This is a genomic window from Pedobacter zeae (assembly GCF_014196715.1).
Lineage (GTDB): Bacteria > Bacteroidota > Bacteroidia > Sphingobacteriales > Sphingobacteriaceae > Pedobacter > Pedobacter zeae.
Genome location: NZ_JACIEF010000003.1, coordinates 921,231 through 936,880, shown reverse-complemented (window position 1 = coordinate 936,880; position 15,650 = coordinate 921,231). Strand labels below are relative to the sequence as shown.

Annotated in this window: 14 protein-coding genes; 6 read left to right on the top strand and 8 right to left on the bottom strand. The window is 38.5% G+C overall.

Features of this window, described 5'->3' with window-relative positions:
- Window positions 1–16 precede the first annotated feature (16 nt).
- The gene (locus GGQ60_RS17070) at window positions 17–223 is read right to left on the bottom strand and encodes a putative signal transducing protein (protein ID WP_025141658.1); all 207 of its coding nucleotides are present in this window, start codon (window positions 221–223) and stop codon (window positions 17–19) included.
- Window positions 204–1,130, bottom strand: coding sequence for a CPBP family intramembrane glutamic endopeptidase (locus GGQ60_RS17065; RefSeq protein ID WP_183766610.1), 927 nt, complete (start codon window positions 1,128–1,130; stop codon window positions 204–206). The genes GGQ60_RS17070 and GGQ60_RS17065 overlap by 20 nt, the downstream gene beginning before the upstream one ends.
- Before the next feature lie 43 nt (window positions 1,131–1,173).
- Between GGQ60_RS17065 and dusB the strand changes: the two genes are divergently transcribed.
- Together dusB and apaG are read left to right on the top strand one after the other, a co-directional pair.
- Entirely contained in the window at window positions 1,174–2,181 is a 1,008-nt protein-coding gene (gene dusB, locus GGQ60_RS17060) for a tRNA dihydrouridine synthase DusB (protein WP_183766608.1), read from the top strand.
- A 35-nt stretch (window positions 2,182–2,216) separates the two neighbouring features.
- Entirely contained in the window at window positions 2,217–2,603 is a 387-nt protein-coding gene (gene apaG / locus GGQ60_RS17055) for a Co2+/Mg2+ efflux facilitator ApaG/CorD (protein ID WP_183766606.1), read from the top strand.
- A gap of 387 nt (window positions 2,604–2,990) precedes the next feature.
- On the opposite strand, the gene GGQ60_RS17050 is transcribed toward apaG, so the two are convergent.
- Entirely contained in the window at window positions 2,991–3,686 is a 696-nt protein-coding gene (locus tag GGQ60_RS17050) for a zinc metallopeptidase (protein WP_183766604.1), read from the bottom strand.
- 83 nt (window positions 3,687–3,769) lie between these two features.
- On the opposite strand from GGQ60_RS17050, the gene GGQ60_RS17045 reads away from it, so the two are divergent.
- Complete coding sequence (locus GGQ60_RS17045) at window positions 3,770–4,909, top strand: NAD(P)/FAD-dependent oxidoreductase (protein WP_183766602.1); 1,140 nt, start codon at window positions 3,770–3,772, stop codon at window positions 4,907–4,909.
- A 178-nt stretch (window positions 4,910–5,087) separates the two neighbouring features.
- On the opposite strand, the gene purU is transcribed toward GGQ60_RS17045, so the two are convergent.
- The gene (gene purU / locus GGQ60_RS17040) at window positions 5,088–5,927 is read right to left on the bottom strand and encodes a formyltetrahydrofolate deformylase (protein WP_183766600.1); all 840 of its coding nucleotides are present in this window, start codon (window positions 5,925–5,927) and stop codon (window positions 5,088–5,090) included.
- Window positions 5,928–6,045: 118 nt separating this feature from the next.
- Here purU and GGQ60_RS17035 point away from each other — a divergent pair, with 118 nt between their 5' ends.
- A complete protein-coding gene (locus GGQ60_RS17035; RefSeq protein ID WP_183766598.1) occupies window positions 6,046–7,419 on the top strand; it encodes a DNA recombination protein RmuC in 1,374 nt (457 codons plus the stop codon).
- A gap of 297 nt (window positions 7,420–7,716) precedes the next feature.
- Here GGQ60_RS17035 and thiL read toward each other — a convergent pair whose 3' ends face one another.
- From thiL to nadA, 3 genes are all read right to left on the bottom strand, one after another.
- On the bottom strand, window positions 7,717–8,757 hold the full coding sequence (gene thiL, locus GGQ60_RS17030) for a thiamine-phosphate kinase (protein ID WP_183766596.1): 1,041 nt from the start codon (window positions 8,755–8,757) through the stop codon (window positions 7,717–7,719).
- Between the two features lie 117 nt (window positions 8,758–8,874).
- Window positions 8,875–10,113 carry a dicarboxylate/amino acid:cation symporter gene (locus GGQ60_RS17025; RefSeq protein ID WP_183766594.1) on the bottom strand — a complete coding sequence of 413 codons (1,239 nt, stop codon included), beginning with the start codon at window positions 10,111–10,113 and terminating at the stop codon, window positions 8,875–8,877.
- Between the two features lie 54 nt (window positions 10,114–10,167).
- Window positions 10,168–11,166 (bottom strand): quinolinate synthase NadA, encoded by a 999-nt coding sequence (gene nadA, locus GGQ60_RS17020; RefSeq protein WP_183766592.1) that lies wholly within the window; start codon window positions 11,164–11,166, stop codon window positions 10,168–10,170.
- Between the two features lie 450 nt (window positions 11,167–11,616).
- Between nadA and nadB the strand changes: the two genes are divergently transcribed.
- Both nadB and GGQ60_RS17010 read left to right on the top strand, forming a co-directional pair.
- Complete coding sequence (gene nadB / locus GGQ60_RS17015; protein WP_183766590.1) at window positions 11,617–13,203, top strand: L-aspartate oxidase; 1,587 nt, start codon at window positions 11,617–11,619, stop codon at window positions 13,201–13,203.
- 216 nt (window positions 13,204–13,419) lie between these two features.
- Window positions 13,420–13,932, top strand: coding sequence for a gamma carbonic anhydrase family protein (locus GGQ60_RS17010; RefSeq protein WP_183766589.1), 513 nt, complete (start codon window positions 13,420–13,422; stop codon window positions 13,930–13,932).
- A gap of 73 nt (window positions 13,933–14,005) precedes the next feature.
- Here the strand turns inward: GGQ60_RS17010 and GGQ60_RS17005 are convergent, their stop codons facing one another.
- Window positions 14,006–15,643 carry an Ig-like domain-containing protein gene (locus GGQ60_RS17005; RefSeq protein WP_183766588.1) on the bottom strand — a complete coding sequence of 546 codons (1,638 nt, stop codon included), beginning with the start codon at window positions 15,641–15,643 and terminating at the stop codon, window positions 14,006–14,008.
- Between the last annotated feature and the right edge of the window lie 7 nt (window positions 15,644–15,650).

Genomic DNA, 15,650 nt, shown 5'->3' with positions numbered 1-15,650 from the left:
GGTAATGTTTAATCAGTTACTCAATTTCGTTTTCAACGATGTATTCTATGGCCTTATCAAAATCGATTTTATTCACCAAAACATTTATTTCACCGATGTTGTAGGCCGAGAGCTGTTTGTTCATCGTTACTGCCGGAATACCGGCTTCTGTTAATCCCTGTTTTAATACCTCGGCCGCAAAGGCATCACTGGTGGTATATACTTTAACCCAATTTTCGCTCACGTGTTGCGTTATCTTTAAAAAATTTAAACAAAGCTATGGTAATTATTGCACTAATTAAATAGCCATACCATGGAAAACCAACCGGTTCATCAACTTTATCGAGTGGCATATGATGTTTTTGCATGTAAAAAGCAGCACAAACCGCATAAGCATTATTTAAAAAATGCGCCAACATGGCATACCAGATGCTTCCGCTATAATAATACAGATAGCCAAAGCCTGCACCCAGCAGCATACGAGGTACAAAGCCATAAAATTGAAGGTGGATTGCACTAAAAATAATGGCCGCACTCCAGATGGCAACATGGTGATTGCCCAACATTTTTTGCAACGAACCCTGTAGCCCTGCCCTAAAAAAGAGTTCTTCGCCAATAGCTGGCAGCACTGCAATCATAATCAGGTTGGCCACAAAATCCCAGTTACTCCTCACCGTAATTAATTGGATGGTCATTTTCATGGCTTCCTGCTCCTTCATTTTCATCCAGTTTTCCAGTTCCTTCAAAAATCCGGGCAATACCATTTTTTGATTGAAAACCGCTACTCCTTCCATAACAGGCATACTTACTACCATAATGGCAAAAACTAAAACAAAAGGAAGAAAAGCAGGCTTGTTGAACCCGTAAAAAGAATTCGGCTTTTGCCCCTCAGTATACGCTAAAGCAATGGGAGGTAAAATAAACATTCCGATGGAACTGGAAACCTGGATTATTTTTAAGGCTGTGATAAATTTAGGATCGCCATTCATAATGCTTCCCAACTCCCCAAAAATAGAAGAGCCATAAACAACTGCGACCACTATAAAGCCTAATAATGTGCATATTACCGCACCAACCGCCCAGTAAACGCAAAGTAAAAATATCTGTAAAAGTGGGTGGCTGCCTTTGCGGATGGGTGTTACAAAATTCATTATTTGTACCTTTGTATGTTTTATTAATCGTTGAAGATAGAAAATGTCTGTTAAGATAGGAAATATAGATTTGGGTGAGTTCCCATTATTGCTGGCTCCGATGGAGGATGTAAGCGATCCGCCATTCCGTTATGTTTGCAAAAAAAACGGGGCCGATATGATGTATACCGAATTTATTTCTTCAGAAGGCTTGATTCGTGACGCAGCTAAAAGCAGGCAAAAACTCGATATTTTCGAATACGAAAGGCCTATTGGCATCCAGATTTTTGGTGGAGATATCGAACACATGCGCGAAGCATCCGAAATTGCTTCTGCCGCAGGCCCGGATTTAGTCGACATTAATTACGGTTGTCCTGTAAAAAATGTGGTTTGTAAAGGTGCTGGTTCCAGCTTGCTTCAGGATATTGATAAAATGGTAAAAATGACCGATGCTGTAGTTAAAGCATCGCATTTGCCGGTTACCGTAAAAACCCGATTAGGTTGGGACGATAATACCAAAAATGTTTACGAAGTTGCCGAACGACTTCAGGATGTGGGTATCCAGGCACTTACCATCCATGGCCGGACTAGGGCACAATTATATAAAGGCGAAGCCGATTGGACGCTGATCAGGGAAATTAAACGCAACCCGCGCATTAAAATCCCAATTTTTGGCAACGGTGATGTAGATAGTCCTGAAAAAGCGGCCAACTGGCGCATGGAATACGAGGTAGATGGCATTATGATCGGTCGTGCAGCTATAGGTTACCCCTGGATTTTCCGCGAGGTAAAACACTTCTTTAAAACCGGCGAACACCTTCCCGGACCAACCATAGCAGAAAGGATTGAGGTTTGCCGTACCCATTTAGATAAATCACTGGAATGGAAAGGTCCAAAAACAGGAATTTTCGAAATGCGCCGCCATTACGCCAACTATTTCAAAGGTCTGCCAGATTTTAAACCATATCGCATGCGGTTGGTAGCCGAGCCCGATATCAACAACATTTACAGCATTTTAGAAGAAGTGGCAGAAAAATTTGCTAACTATGATGCCACTAAGGTACTGGCTTGATTTTTGAAAGCTTTTTTCATACATTCGTTACTATCATGGTTACAGCTATTACAGACGGGGTTAAAGTTTCGGTTGAAACAGTTTACCAGCCAGAATATTCAAATCCGGCCAACGAGCATTTTATGTTCGCTTATCGCGTAGAAATTTCTAATCTTTCTGACTATGCTGTACAGCTAATGCGCCGTCAATGGTTAATTTTTGATTCTAACTCCAGCCGCAGGAAAGTAGAAGGGGAGGGCGTTGTTGGTTTACAGCCCGTTATCCAACCTGGCGAAACACATGTTTACGTTTCAGGTTGCAACCTAAAAACCGACATGGGCAGCATGAAAGGCACTTACCTGATGAAGCGTGACATAGATGGCTCAGAATTCGATGTTGATATTCCTGAATTTCAATTGGTAGCCCCTTATAAATTAAATTAATTTTCGCCCCGAGTGTAAGCGGAGGGTAAAATCTGCAGTCAGAAAAGCAATTTCAGCATTTCATTTTTCAGGTTAGTCCTACTTTTTGTTTCAAGTCCTCGCCGCGCTACGGGCTTTTCACGGCAATCAGCTTTAATATGCAATAATTCTGCTACTATTAATGGTTAACGGCATAGTGCGTGAAAAGAAGTATTCTGCTCCTTGCAACCCCAAATAGTACAACCTACTGTGCCACCTCAAGCTGATTCCAAAAAATTAGTGTAATGAAGCTGAAACAAATTCAGCTTAAACGAAGGTATGGTAAAAACTATCCTGAAAAACTAATTATAACCAAAAACGGCCAGGATTTAATCCTGGCCGCCCGGTGTTTTTCATAGTTAGGCTTTTTTAATCTCTGCTTCGTCCAAAAAGCATAGATGCATAGTAAAGCAAATTGGCAAGCGCACCAACAGCTGCCACCACATAAGTCATGGCTGCCCACCAAAGTGCATCTTTTGCCTGTGCATTTTCTTCCTGTGTCTGCATTACGCCGCTATTATTTTTTAACCAGGCTAAAGCCCGGTTACTGGCATCAAATTCGACCGGAAGGGTAATAATACTGAATACCGTTACCAATGCTAAACCCACTACGCCAATGGCCAGAACAATTGGGTTTCCGGTAAAACCGATTAACAATATGCCAATTAATAAAACCCACTGTAATAGATTAGATGATATGCTCACCACCGGAACCATGCTGCTTCTCAATTGTAACCAGTTATATGATTTCGCCTGTTGCACTGCATGCCCGCATTCGTGAGCCGCTACAGCCGCCGCGGCTACGCTCCGGCTATAGTATACATCTGTACTTAAATTAACGGTTTTATCTGATGGATTGTAATGATCTGTTAATTGCCCTTCGGTACTCATCACCCTCACGTCGTATATCCCATTATCATGTAGCATTCTTTCTGCCACCTCCTTTCCCGATAAACCAGAGCTTAATTGCATTTCGGCATACATAGAAAACTTGTTCCTAAAACGCCATTGTACAAACATGCTCAACAATAATACCGGGACGATTAATATTAAATAAACTCCCATTTTCTTATGTATGTTTTCCACGCAGCATATATCAAAAAGCGTTCCCATATTATTTTCGTATTAAAAAACAGTACATTTATACCATGCCAACCGAGCTTTCATACTGGGAAAAAGAATCATTTTTTTGTAATTATGATGCCATTATTATTGGCAGCGGCATTGTTGGATTAAACGCAGCCATACACCTCAAAAAATCAGTCTTATCGCTAAAAATAGCAATACTCGAAAGGGGATTTCTACCTACCGGTGCAAGCACAAAAAACGCGGGTTTTGCCTGTTTTGGAAGCATTTCTGAACTGATTGAGCAAGAAGAAATGATCGGTATCAACGGGCTTGCTGCACTCATCGAAAAACGTTGGAAAGGCCTGCTCAAACTACGCAATTTACTGGGTGATAATACCATAGACTACCAATGTTTGGGCGGATACGAAATATTTAAAAATGAAGATCATTTTTTAGCGGAAACAGGTGTATCGAAAATTGAACATTTTAACCGTCTTGTTAACGGTATTATTGGGTCTGATGCTTTTAGTTTAAAAAATAAAAAAATCAATTCTTTTGGTTTCGATGGGATAAGTACTTTAATAGAAAACCAGTACGAGGCCCAGATTGATAGCGGTAAAATGATGTCTGCTTTAATCCACTATGCGCAGCAGCTCGGCATTAGCATTTTTAACGGGTGTACTGTAAATCGGATTGAAGAAGACTCAAAAGGTTCCCGCCTGGTCACCAGCAACGGAACTTTTTTCTGCAAACGATTAATCGTTACAACCAATGCTTTTATCAAAGACCTTTATCATGAGGTTGATATTAAGCCGGGCCGGGGCCAGGTTTTAATTACCAAACCCATCAAAAATTTAAAGGTAAAAGGAACCTTTCACTACGATAAAGGCTATTACTATTTCAGAAATATAAATAACAGGGTTTTATTGGGTGGTGGCAGAAATATTAATTTCAACGCCGAAGAAACGACTAATTTCGGACAAACCCAACCGGTACAGCTGGCCTTAGAAAATTTACTAAAAACCATAATCCTACCAAAAACTGCTTTTGAAATAGATTACCGTTGGAGCGGTATTATGGCCTTTGGTAAAATACTAGAGCCCTTTATTAAGGAAATCCGTCCAAACGTGTTTTGTGCAACCAGGTGTAATGGCATGGGTATTGCCATCGGTTCGCAAACAGGAGAAGATGTGGCGGAGCTGTTGCTGAAGCACTTGTAATTGCTTGTCCCACAGAGAACGCGGAGTTTTAATATTTAAATTACGGACGAAAAGCATCGTCTTCCCGACTGAAACGCAGTGGAATGCAGAGATCTACTTCGGTAGATTTATAGGCTACGTTTCACTCCGCTCACAATGATGAGTAGGTGAGTAGAGTCTCTCAAAAACGCTAACCGCTCTACTTAAACACTATCGTTTTATTCCCGCTTACAAAAACCCGGTCTTCAAAAATAAGCTCTAACGCTTCCAAAAGTACTTTTTTCTCTATTTCTTTACCGGCACGCACCATTTCTTTCACCCCAAAGTTATGGTCGACATGATTGGTATGCTGGGTAATAATAGGACCTTCATCCAGGCTATCCGTAACAAAATGGGCCGTGGCACCAATAATTTTTACACCACGCTCAAAAGCCTGCCGGTAAGGATTGGCGCCTATAAAAGCGGGTAAAAAAGAATGATGGATATTGACAATTTTACCTGCATAATCTTGTACAAAATCAGCTGAAAGTATCCGCATAAATTTGGCCAGTACCAGGTAATCTATTTCAAATTGGTTAATAACTTCCTTTATTTCTGCTTCGAATACACTTTTATCTTTGTTGTTGTGATCTACATAAAAATAAGGAATACCCAGTTTTTCGGTAAAATCCCTCAGACTTTCATAATTACCGATCACACATGTAACATTGGCACCTAAAGTTTTAAAGTGATTTTTGATCAGTATTTCAGCCAGACAATGGTATTCTTTGGTTACCAAAACAGCAATCTGTTTTTCCTGTTCGTAAATTAAATTTACCTCGGCAGCGTTAGGAAGGTTTTCCAAAAGCTTAACCTTTAATTTTTCCGCATCTTCTAAATTTCCGGTACAGGCAATCCTGGTAAAAAAAGCTTTATTGGCTTCATCAACAAACTCACGCATAGCAATAATATTAAGTTGATGTGCGGCCAGCACACGGGTAATATGGGTAACCAGGCCTACCTGATCGGGGCAAGAAATAAGGATCGTTAATGCGCTCATTTATAAAATACTAATGTCCAATTATAATTAATTTTTACGGTTTTATCGACCTTCTGCTGACTAATTTTTTTTGGTATATCTATTTTAAATTTTCATTTTTACTAAAATTTTTATCATTATGGAATTTGTTGGCATTGCTTTACTAATTGTTATTTTAATTGCGCTGATCGTTTTATTGCTAAAGAAACCCCAAGCCGCATTATCGATTGTTTCAGTAGAAGATTTTGAACGGATGAAAAGCGAAAATGAAACACTAAAAATCAGTTTAGCGAAAGCCGACGAACGCGTTTCTAATTTATTGGCTGAAAAAGAGCATATTACAGCACTTCTTAAACAAGAGCAACAGCGCTTAATTGAAGAACTGCAGGCCGAACGCGACCGCCTGGCAGATGCCAACCGTGAGCTTGAAAGCACGAGATCGTTCTACCTGGCCGAAAAAGAAAAATTAGCCGAACAAAAGTTAAGTTATGAGCAGTCACAACAAAAATTGAATAAAGATTTTGAATTAATTGCCAATAAAATACTGGAAGAGAAATCTACTAAATTTATAGAGCAGAACCGGACCAACCTCGATATCATCCTCAATCCCCTGAAAGAAAATATCAAGGCATTTGAAGACAAGGTAGAAAAGGTTTACAAGGCCGAATCAGACGAAAGAAATATACTGAAAGGCGTGATTTCCGAACTGCAGATTCAAAGCAAACTCATCCAAGAAGATGCCAATAACTTAACTAAAGCTTTAAAAGGCGACAGTAAAAAACAGGGCAACTGGGGAGAGATCATTCTGGAAAAGGTGTTGGAGCGATCTGGTTTGGTACGCGATCAGGAATATCGCATTCAGGCTTCACATACCTCTGCCGAAGGCAGCCGTTATCAGCCCGATGTGGTGATCGATCTTCCTGATGATAAACACCTGGTTATTGATGCTAAGGTAAGCCTGGTTGCTTACGAGCGCTCTGTATCGGCAGATACCGACGAAGAGCGCGAGGGTTATGTAAAACAGCACCTGGCCTCAATTAAGAATCACATTCAGGAACTGTCATCAAAAAATTATCAGGATTTATATAAAATCAATTCGCCTGATTTTGTTTTATTGTTCGTACCCATTGAATCTTCTTTTAGTATTGCGGTACAAAAAGATGCAGAACTCTTCAATTTTGCCTGGGATAGAAGGGTAGTAATTGTAAGCCCCTCTACTTTGCTGGCAACTTTACGCACCATAGCCAGCATGTGGAAACAGGAGCGTCAGAACCGTAACGTCATGGAAATTGCCCGTTTAAGCGGTAGTATGTACGATAAATTTGTAGGCTTTGTTGCCGATATGGAAAACATTGGTAAATACATCAAAAACGGGCAGGATGCTTATGATAAAGCGATTAATAAATTATCAGCAGGTGCCGGAAATTTAACCAATACTTCAGAAAAGATTAAAAAACTGGGGGCAAAAGCCACTAAACAACTGGATACCAAGTATCTGGATATGAACGAATAATAAATTTTTGCAGGAAAGGGGGGCGAAGCCCCTCGATTTTCTTACTATTTTAAAAAATAAGGTGAAAAACCTGGCAAATTAGTGATTTTTATTGACATCCTTAGGACGATTTTTTTATTATTTTTTGTTTTTCTGAGTATATGCTGCTAATAAATTCAGTATAACGATCGCATTTACAAAATGTCGTCATTTCGAGCGAAGTGCAACGAGTCGAGAACAGCTAAATCTAATATTAGCAGATCTCTCCTTTTCGCTATGCTTCAGTCGAGATGACGACGTATCGTTTTTTACAAAAATCTATTTACTAAAAGCATTCCAGCCCTGGGCTTTTAGCTCATGTACATTATTGGATTTAGAAATCATTTTACATCCCGCATTTTTATCGGTAACATGGCCAATCACCGTAATGTCTACATCATGTTTCAGCTTTTTATAATCATCCTGCTTAATGGTAAACAATAGCTCATAATCTTCGCCACCACTTAACGCACAAACCGTTGGATCTAAACCTAACTCACGGGCTGTTTCGTAGGTCATAGGATCTAAAGGAATTTTCTCTTCATAAATCGTAATTCCTTTGTCTGATTGTTCTGCCAGATGTAATATTTCCGAAGCCAAGCCATCCGAAACATCGATCATAGCAGTTGGTTTAATATTCATTTCATCTAAGAGCGCAACAATATCCATCCTTGCTTCCGGTTTCAACTGTCTTTCAATGATATAGTCCTTTCCTTCCAGATCGGGTTGGATCTGAGGATTTTCCAGATAGATTAATTTTTCTCTTTCCAAAATCTGCAGGCCTAAATAAGCGCCACCCAGATCGCCAGAAACACAAAGTAAATCATGTTCCTGCGCACCGTTTCTGTATACCACTTTATCTGCATCGGCATAACCAATACTGGTAATACTGATCACTAAACCTTGTTTACTCGACGAGGTATCACCACCAATTAAATCGATGTTATACTTATTGCAGGCCAGCTCAATACCCTTATAAATTTCTTCAACGGCCTCCAACGGAAATTTACTGGATAAGCCCAACGAAACTGTAATCTGACTGGCCTTTCCATTCATGGCATAAATATCGCTCAGATTTACCTGTACTGCCTTATAACCCAAGTGCATTAAAGGTACATAAGACAGATCGAAGTGGATTCCTTCCAACAATAAATCAGTAGAGATTAAGGTCTGTTTTCCTTTTGCATCCAAAACGGCTGCATCATCGCCTACACCTTTTATCGAATAATCGTTTTTAATTTTAAAATTGGCAGTCAGGTGTTTAATCAATCCAAACTCGCCTAATTTATTGATATCTGTACGCTCTTTGTTCTCAAACATATCCATTAGTTAGGGTTAAACCCTTATTTTTATTTAAAAAATTTACTCTCATTCTGAGCATAGCGAAGAATCATTAATGATTTAAGCCAGCAATTCATAGCAAACATACTTCCTTCGTCAGGATGACAAGTCTTTATTTTCCATCCAATTTTTACCTTCAGTAAACCTGGCAATCAACATAGCTGCAACATTATCGCCGGTGGCATTTAACAAAGTAGCCATGGGATCAACCAAAGTTCCGATAATCATGGCAGGTGGCAAAGCCTCCGGTGGCAATTGATAAGCAGAAATCATCAACAATTCTCCAATATACCCTCCATTTGGTATGCCGCCTTCTACTATACTCACCAAAACCGTAATGCCCAGGGCTAAAATAATGGTATCAACATGTGCCAGGTCTTTACCAAAAATGGCAAAAACCACCGCAATTTTTATAATGGAGCTAATGCTCGAGCCATCCTTATGCAATGTTGATCCTAAGGGAATAGCCACATTGGTAATGTAAGCCGGTACACCCATTTTTGTTGTCCCTTCCAAATTTGCCGGAATTGTGGCAATGCTGCTACAGGTTCCGATTGAGGTTAGAGAAGGGACTATATTATTCTTCCAAAACAATTTTATCGCTTTAAATCCACCTGCGATAAAGGCGTATAAAGTAAAAAAGACAATAAAATAAAATGCCCCAATGCCATAATACAGGCCTAAAGCTTTTGCATAGGTACCAAAAAGCTGTGGACCGAAAACACCAACCTGATAAGCAAAATAGGCACCTAAACCTATAGGACCCAGTTTCATGATCAGAATGATGAGTTTTTTCATCACTTCATTACCGGAAATGAGAAATGTTTTAAAGTTTTCACCTTTTTTTTCAGCGTATAAAGTAGAAAAACCTACTAAAACAGAAAAAATAATCAGTGCCAGCATATTTTTCCTGCTGCCTATCTCAAAAAATTCGCCAACCGTTAAGAGCTGGGTCATTTGTTCGCCAAATGATTGTATTTTTTCCTGTTCGGCAGGCAAAGTTGCATTTCCCAATTGTTGATGAATTGGAAAAACCCATGTTGCTGCCAGTGTTAAAACTGCAGAAATTAATACCGTGGCCAGGAAAACCAAAACCATTATGGTTAATAATCTCCCGAGCTTTTTGCTCCGGTCGATATTCGCAATGGCAGATGATACAGCAAAAAATACCAATGGAATAACGGCAGTAAACAACAAGTTCAAAAATATATCACCTAAAGGTTTTATGTTTTCAACACTTTTCCCAAAAATTAAACCTACTATGCTTCCAACAGTAATGCCTGCCAAAAGCCATAATAAGCCGGAATAATTTTTAAGAATGTTGTTTTTTTCCATATAGCTCAAATAAACGTATCAGGTTTTTAAAACCTGATACGTTTGTTATATTATTTACAAACCCAGCTCTGCCGAAATATCCAACATACGCTGGATCGGTTTACGTGCCTGTTCGATAATGTGCTCAGGAACAGTTACTTCTGGCAAACCGTTTTTAATACATAAATATAGTTTTTCTAAAGTATTTCTTTTCATATATGGGCAATCATTGCAGGCACAGCTGTTATTCGGTGGTGCGGGAATAAAAGTTTTTGTTGGATTTGCCTTTTCCATCTGGTGGATAATTCCGCTTTCAGTTGCTACGATGAATTCGGTTGCCGGACTGGTAATGGTGTACTTTAATAAACCGGTGGTAGAGCCAATGTAATCGGCCATTTTCAAAACCACTTCTTCACATTCCGGATGTGCAATAAATTTGGCATCTGGGTGGCGTTCTTTCAGTTTTGTAATTTTCTCCTGCGAAAAAATTTCGTGTACCATGCAGGCACCGTTCCACAATACGAGGTCTCTGCCTGTTTTTTTAGCTACATAAGCACCCAGGTTACGATCCGGGCCAAAAATGATTTTTTGATCTTTCGGTAAACTCTCTACTATTTGCACTGCATTGGTACTGGTGCAAACAATATCACTTAAAGCCTTTAATTCGGCGGTACAGTTTACATAGGTAATAACCAGGTGATCCGGATATCTCTCTTTAAACTTTTTAAACAAATGTGGCGGGCAGCTATCTGCCAATGAGCATCCAGCCTTTACATCGGGTAATAAAACCGTTTTATTAGGTGATAAAATTTTTGCCGTTTCGGCCATAAAATGTACACCGGCAAACACAATTACATCAGCATCCGTTTTTGCGGCTTCCTGCGATAAGCCTAAACTATCGCCAATGTAATCTGCAATATCCTGAATGTCAGGATCTTGATAGTAATGCGCAAGGATTATGGCATTCTTTTCCTTTTTCAATTTCCCAATCTCTGCAAAAAGATCGAGCGTAGGATCAATTTCTTCTTCTGCGAAACCTTTTTTATTGATTTCTTCTAAGACATCTATGTTCATTTTAAAATTTTCTTCTTTTTGAATTTTGACGTTTGTCAAAGATAAAGCTTTCCACGTCTCAATAATTAATAAGTTATTTTAAATAAATAAATCTTGTTTGTTTATTAGTGTGTTAATATTGTTGGCAAGTTTATAAAATTCTTTCGTTTAGATAAGTTATTAATCGTTTACTAACATTTAGATTACATTTTTCTAATATTATAATTTTGATTTTCAGCACTATCTAAAATCACTTCAATTTTTATCAATACTGGAATGTTAATTGTTTATAAGTAGGAAAAAAGTTAATTACTTGTATAAAGCTGCTTAAAAATTGCGCAAAAGATTGTGGCAAATTGTGTTTTTAGAGTAGCTTTAAACATTCAAATTTATTTGTTATGATAATTTAGACACAGAGTTAACATTTATCAATAAGTTGTTAACATCGTGGATAATTAAAAGGTTTTATTGATGAGAAAAGTAGATTTTCTGGTAATTGGTTCAGGTATAGCGGGTTTAAGTTTTGCGCTTAAAGCTGCAAAGTTTGGTAAGGTTTTAATTGTTACTAAATCGAACGAAGACGAATCGAATACAAAATACGCCCAGGGTGGTGTCGCTGTTGTGGTAGATAAGGGCGATTCTTTTGAGAAACATATAGAGGATACTTTGATTGCGGGTGATGGATTATGTGATGAAAAAATTGTGGAAATCGTTGTAAAAGAGGGTCCTCAGCGTATTCAGGAGATCATCGATTATGGTATAAACTTCGATAAGGACAACTCCGGTTTTTACGATTTGGCTAAAGAGGGTGGGCATTCTGAACACCGGGTTTTGCACTATAAAGACGTAACCGGATACGAGATTGAACGGGTATTGTTAAATGAAATTCACAAGAATAATAACATAGAGATATTAACACATTACTTTGCATTGGAGCTGATCACACAGCATCACTTGGGTGAATTTGTGGATAAACGTACGGAAGATATTAACTGTTATGGGATATATGCCTTTAACACAGAGCTTAACGATGTGGAAAAGATTGTGGCAAATGTGACTGTGATGGCGTCGGGTGGTGCTGGCCATGTGTATTCTGCCACTACAAATCCGGTTATTGCAACAGGCGATGGTATGGCTATGGTTTATCGTGCTAAAGGAAAAGTGAGGAATATGGAATTTATTCAGTTTCATCCAACCGCTTTGTATCATCCGGGCGAGTACCCATCATTCTTAATTTCAGAAGCAGTAAGGGGATTTGGCGGTGTGTTGAGACGTAAAAATGGTGAGGAATTTATGCATGAGTACGATGAGCGTAAATCGCTGGCTCCACGTGATATAGTTGCCCGTGCGGTGGATAACGAAATGAAAAAATCGGGTGATGATTTTGTATACCTCGATATAACGATGCGGAGCAAGGCGGATATATTAAAGCATTTTCCCAATATCTATGCGAAGTGTTTATCAATAGGGATTGATATGACGAAAGATTATATACCGGTTACGCCGGCATCACACTATATGTGCGGTGGTATCCTTGTTGATGAATATGGTCGTTCTTCAATTAAAAACCTGTATGCCTGTGGGGAATGCTCTTCAACAGGCCTTCATGGTGCCAACCGATTGGCTTCCAATTCTTTACTTGAAGCTACTGTTTTTGCACACCGTATTTACCAGGATGCTGTTGAAAATTTTAAAAACAATATTATCCCGGATCATATCCCGGAGTGGGATTCCAAGGGTGTTACCCAAAGCAATGAAGATGTGTTGGTAACACATAACCTGAGGGAGCTGCAGAAAGTGATGGGCGATTATGTGGGTATTGTACGTTCTGATTTTCGTTTAGAGCGGGCACATCGCCGTTTATTTTTAATTTACCAGGAAACTGAAGAGTTTTATAAAAAGAATAAAGTTTCAGTTAAACTTTGCGAACTGCGTAATGTTATCCAAACGGCCTACCTGGTGATTAAATCGGCAATGCAAAGAAAAGAAAGCAGGGGATTACATTTCACTACAGATTATCCTGAACATGCCAAAGAATTGGTAGATACTGTTTTTTAATCCCCTTAAAGGAGACTTGGATCGTTATGCTGAATTTAGTTCAGTTTTTATAATATTCTGTAAAATTATTAATTTAAAAAGTTTGTATTATAAACAAAAAATTGTCGTCCTGGGCCTATCGAAAGACCTACTATAACATCGTTTATGATGCGTTTAGAAAGGTCAGTATAACAAATTGATTTATGACATCATCCATTAACCATATTACATCAGAAAATGCCTTTAATACTGCCTGTAAAAAATAAGTATCCTGAAATAGGAAAAGATAATTTCATTGCTGAAAACGCCACTATTGTTGGTGATGTTATAATAGGAGATAAATGCTCAGTTTGGTTTAATGCTGTGATCAGGGGAGATGTAAACGCCATTACGATCGGAAATGAATCAAACATCCAGGATGGAGCAGTAATTCATGCTACTTATTTAAAAGCTTCTACGCACATTGGTAACAGGGTATCAGTTGGACACAATGCCATAGTACATGGCTGCACGGTTAAGGATAATGTTTTAATTGGCATGGGTGCTATTGTAATGGACCATGCTATTATTGAAGAGTATTGTATTATTGCCGCCGGTTCTGTTGTTCTGGAAAATACCATATGCGAAAGCGGTTATTTATATGCTGGTACACCTGCAAAAAAAATAAAGCCTATTACCGAAGAGCAAAGGGCTTTATTAGATAAATTACCGGATAATTATATTATGTATTCCGGCTGGTTTACCACTTAGTATCGTCATGCTGAATTTATTTCAGCATCTTTTTTATTAAGACCCTGAAATAAATTTAGGGTGACGGATTTTTCTAAGGTGTTGGAGGTGGTATTACCAATGGGTCTTCCCGTTCCCAATTAGGTTTTAAATCAAGCAGGGCTTTTAGGTACCAGACTTTTTCTGGTTGATAACCGCCTTTAATGCTTCCGGTATCCCAGATTCCGTTTTTATTATCATCATAAACTACCCTCAGCAGGTATTTCCCGGCTGGATATTTGGAAAAAGTAATCTTTGAATTTTTATTGACAGGGTAGAATTTTATAATATCTTTTTTCTCTGTCAGGAACTGTACCACGTAACTTTTACTTGTATCAGGAACGGTTACATTTAGTACAAGCGTGGTATATGCATCCTGGCTTTCTAATGTAAACTTCTTGGATACGTCTTTATTTTTGGCATTAAAAATAGCCGTAAATGCACCTGCACCAAGCTTCAGATCATAAGTTTTCTTATTCTTCCATGGGTATAAGAGGTAATATTTCAGTTGATCTACGCTGTCTTTTACCAACTCAAAATTGGTGCGTTTTACAGAATCTTCCAGTAGGGTAATCTTTGATGGATCTGCACTGACCATCGGAAACGGAAAGGTCAGGGTAAACCGCTGGAACGGATTTAATTTACCCCCTGAAAGGTTATCGTTAACAATTACATCACGTGTATAGGTATCTTTTTTACCGCGGGTAAAATTTAAAGTCTGTAATACTTTACCCTGATCCTGAATGGCCACTTTTACAGAGTCAAAACTTAAATCCTTTAACCAGATTTTGGCGGTATCGTTATTTTTGGTAAAGTGGACATATTTTCCAACATCAACTGAAGGTGGATCCATAACCGTAATTTTAGGGCTTTTAAGCTGCTGATTGAAGATAATTGATATACTACCATCGTTATTCAGTTTTCGATCTACCACGCGAAATTCTGGGGCTAATTCCTTAAAAATTTGAAGGTTAATGTTATCCAGGTTTTTGTCTATTACTAAAGGTTCTTTAATAAAACCTACTTCATCTGAAATTTGCTGGTAAATTTTATCACCACCACCGCTTTCCTTAAGGGCATAAACTTTATAAGTGCCTTTTCTTAAATTGTTTAATTTATAGGTTCCGGCGCTATCGGTTGTTGTGTAAATTGATGGACGTTTTTTTCCAAAAATAGTATCTCTTTCCAAAGGTAGGATCATCACAGTGGCATCTTTTTCAGGTTCGTCGCTTAGCGAGTTGATTACTTTACCACCAATGGATAACGAATCAATCTCCGGACCGGTAGAAAAAACGTAAGATAAATTTTTAACCACATTACCTTCGTTTACATCGGCAATTGCTTTACCAAAATTTAAGGTGTAGGTTGTGTTTTTTTCCAGAGAATCCTGAAGTGCTATTTCCAGTCTTTTTTGACGCTTCTTTAAAACCGGAAGTTTTTCCTGATCAGGTGAAATTGAAAATTCTTTAAATTCATCCTTGATGTTAAAATATTCATCAAACTCGATTATGATTTTTTTTGCATTAAAATTCCTGGTCTGGTTCTTCGGTGTCATACTTAAAACTTTTGGCGGTTTAGTATCTTTTGGTCCGCCCTGAGGACTTTGGATACTCGCACAGCCAAAAAATAGGAGTAAGGCTAACAAAGCGAAGAGATTTTTAAGGTTAAAATATTGATCTTTTAAATTTGGCATATTTTAA

Excerpts from the sequence above, each read along its gene's own strand:
- GGQ60_RS17005 (WP_183766588.1), bottom strand. The coding sequence starts at position 15,643 with ATGCCAAATTTAAAAGATCAATATTTTAACCTTAAAAATCTCTTCGCT.
- GGQ60_RS17050 (WP_183766604.1), bottom strand. The coding sequence starts at position 3,686 with ATGGGAGTTTATTTAATATTAATCGTCCCGGTATTATTGTTGAGCATG.
- thiL (WP_183766596.1), bottom strand. The coding sequence starts at position 8,757 with ATGTTTGAGAACAAAGAGCGTACAGATATCAATAAATTAGGCGAGTTT.
- nadB (WP_183766590.1), top strand. The coding sequence starts at position 11,617 with ATGAGAAAAGTAGATTTTCTGGTAATTGGTTCAGGTATAGCGGGTTTA.
- nadA (WP_183766592.1), bottom strand. The coding sequence starts at position 11,166 with ATGAACATAGATGTCTTAGAAGAAATCAATAAAAAAGGTTTCGCAGAA.
- GGQ60_RS17065 (WP_183766610.1), bottom strand. The coding sequence starts at position 1,130 with ATGAATTTTGTAACACCCATCCGCAAAGGCAGCCACCCACTTTTACAG.
- purU (WP_183766600.1), bottom strand. The coding sequence starts at position 5,927 with ATGAGCGCATTAACGATCCTTATTTCTTGCCCCGATCAGGTAGGCCTG.
- GGQ60_RS17035 (WP_183766598.1), top strand. The coding sequence starts at position 6,046 with ATGGAATTTGTTGGCATTGCTTTACTAATTGTTATTTTAATTGCGCTG.
- apaG (WP_183766606.1), top strand. The coding sequence starts at position 2,217 with ATGGTTACAGCTATTACAGACGGGGTTAAAGTTTCGGTTGAAACAGTT.
- GGQ60_RS17025 (WP_183766594.1), bottom strand. The coding sequence starts at position 10,113 with ATGGAAAAAAACAACATTCTTAAAAATTATTCCGGCTTATTATGGCTT.
- GGQ60_RS17045 (WP_183766602.1), top strand. The coding sequence starts at position 3,770 with ATGCCAACCGAGCTTTCATACTGGGAAAAAGAATCATTTTTTTGTAAT.
- dusB (WP_183766608.1), top strand. The coding sequence starts at position 1,174 with ATGTCTGTTAAGATAGGAAATATAGATTTGGGTGAGTTCCCATTATTG.
- GGQ60_RS17010 (WP_183766589.1), top strand. The coding sequence starts at position 13,420 with ATGCCTTTAATACTGCCTGTAAAAAATAAGTATCCTGAAATAGGAAAA.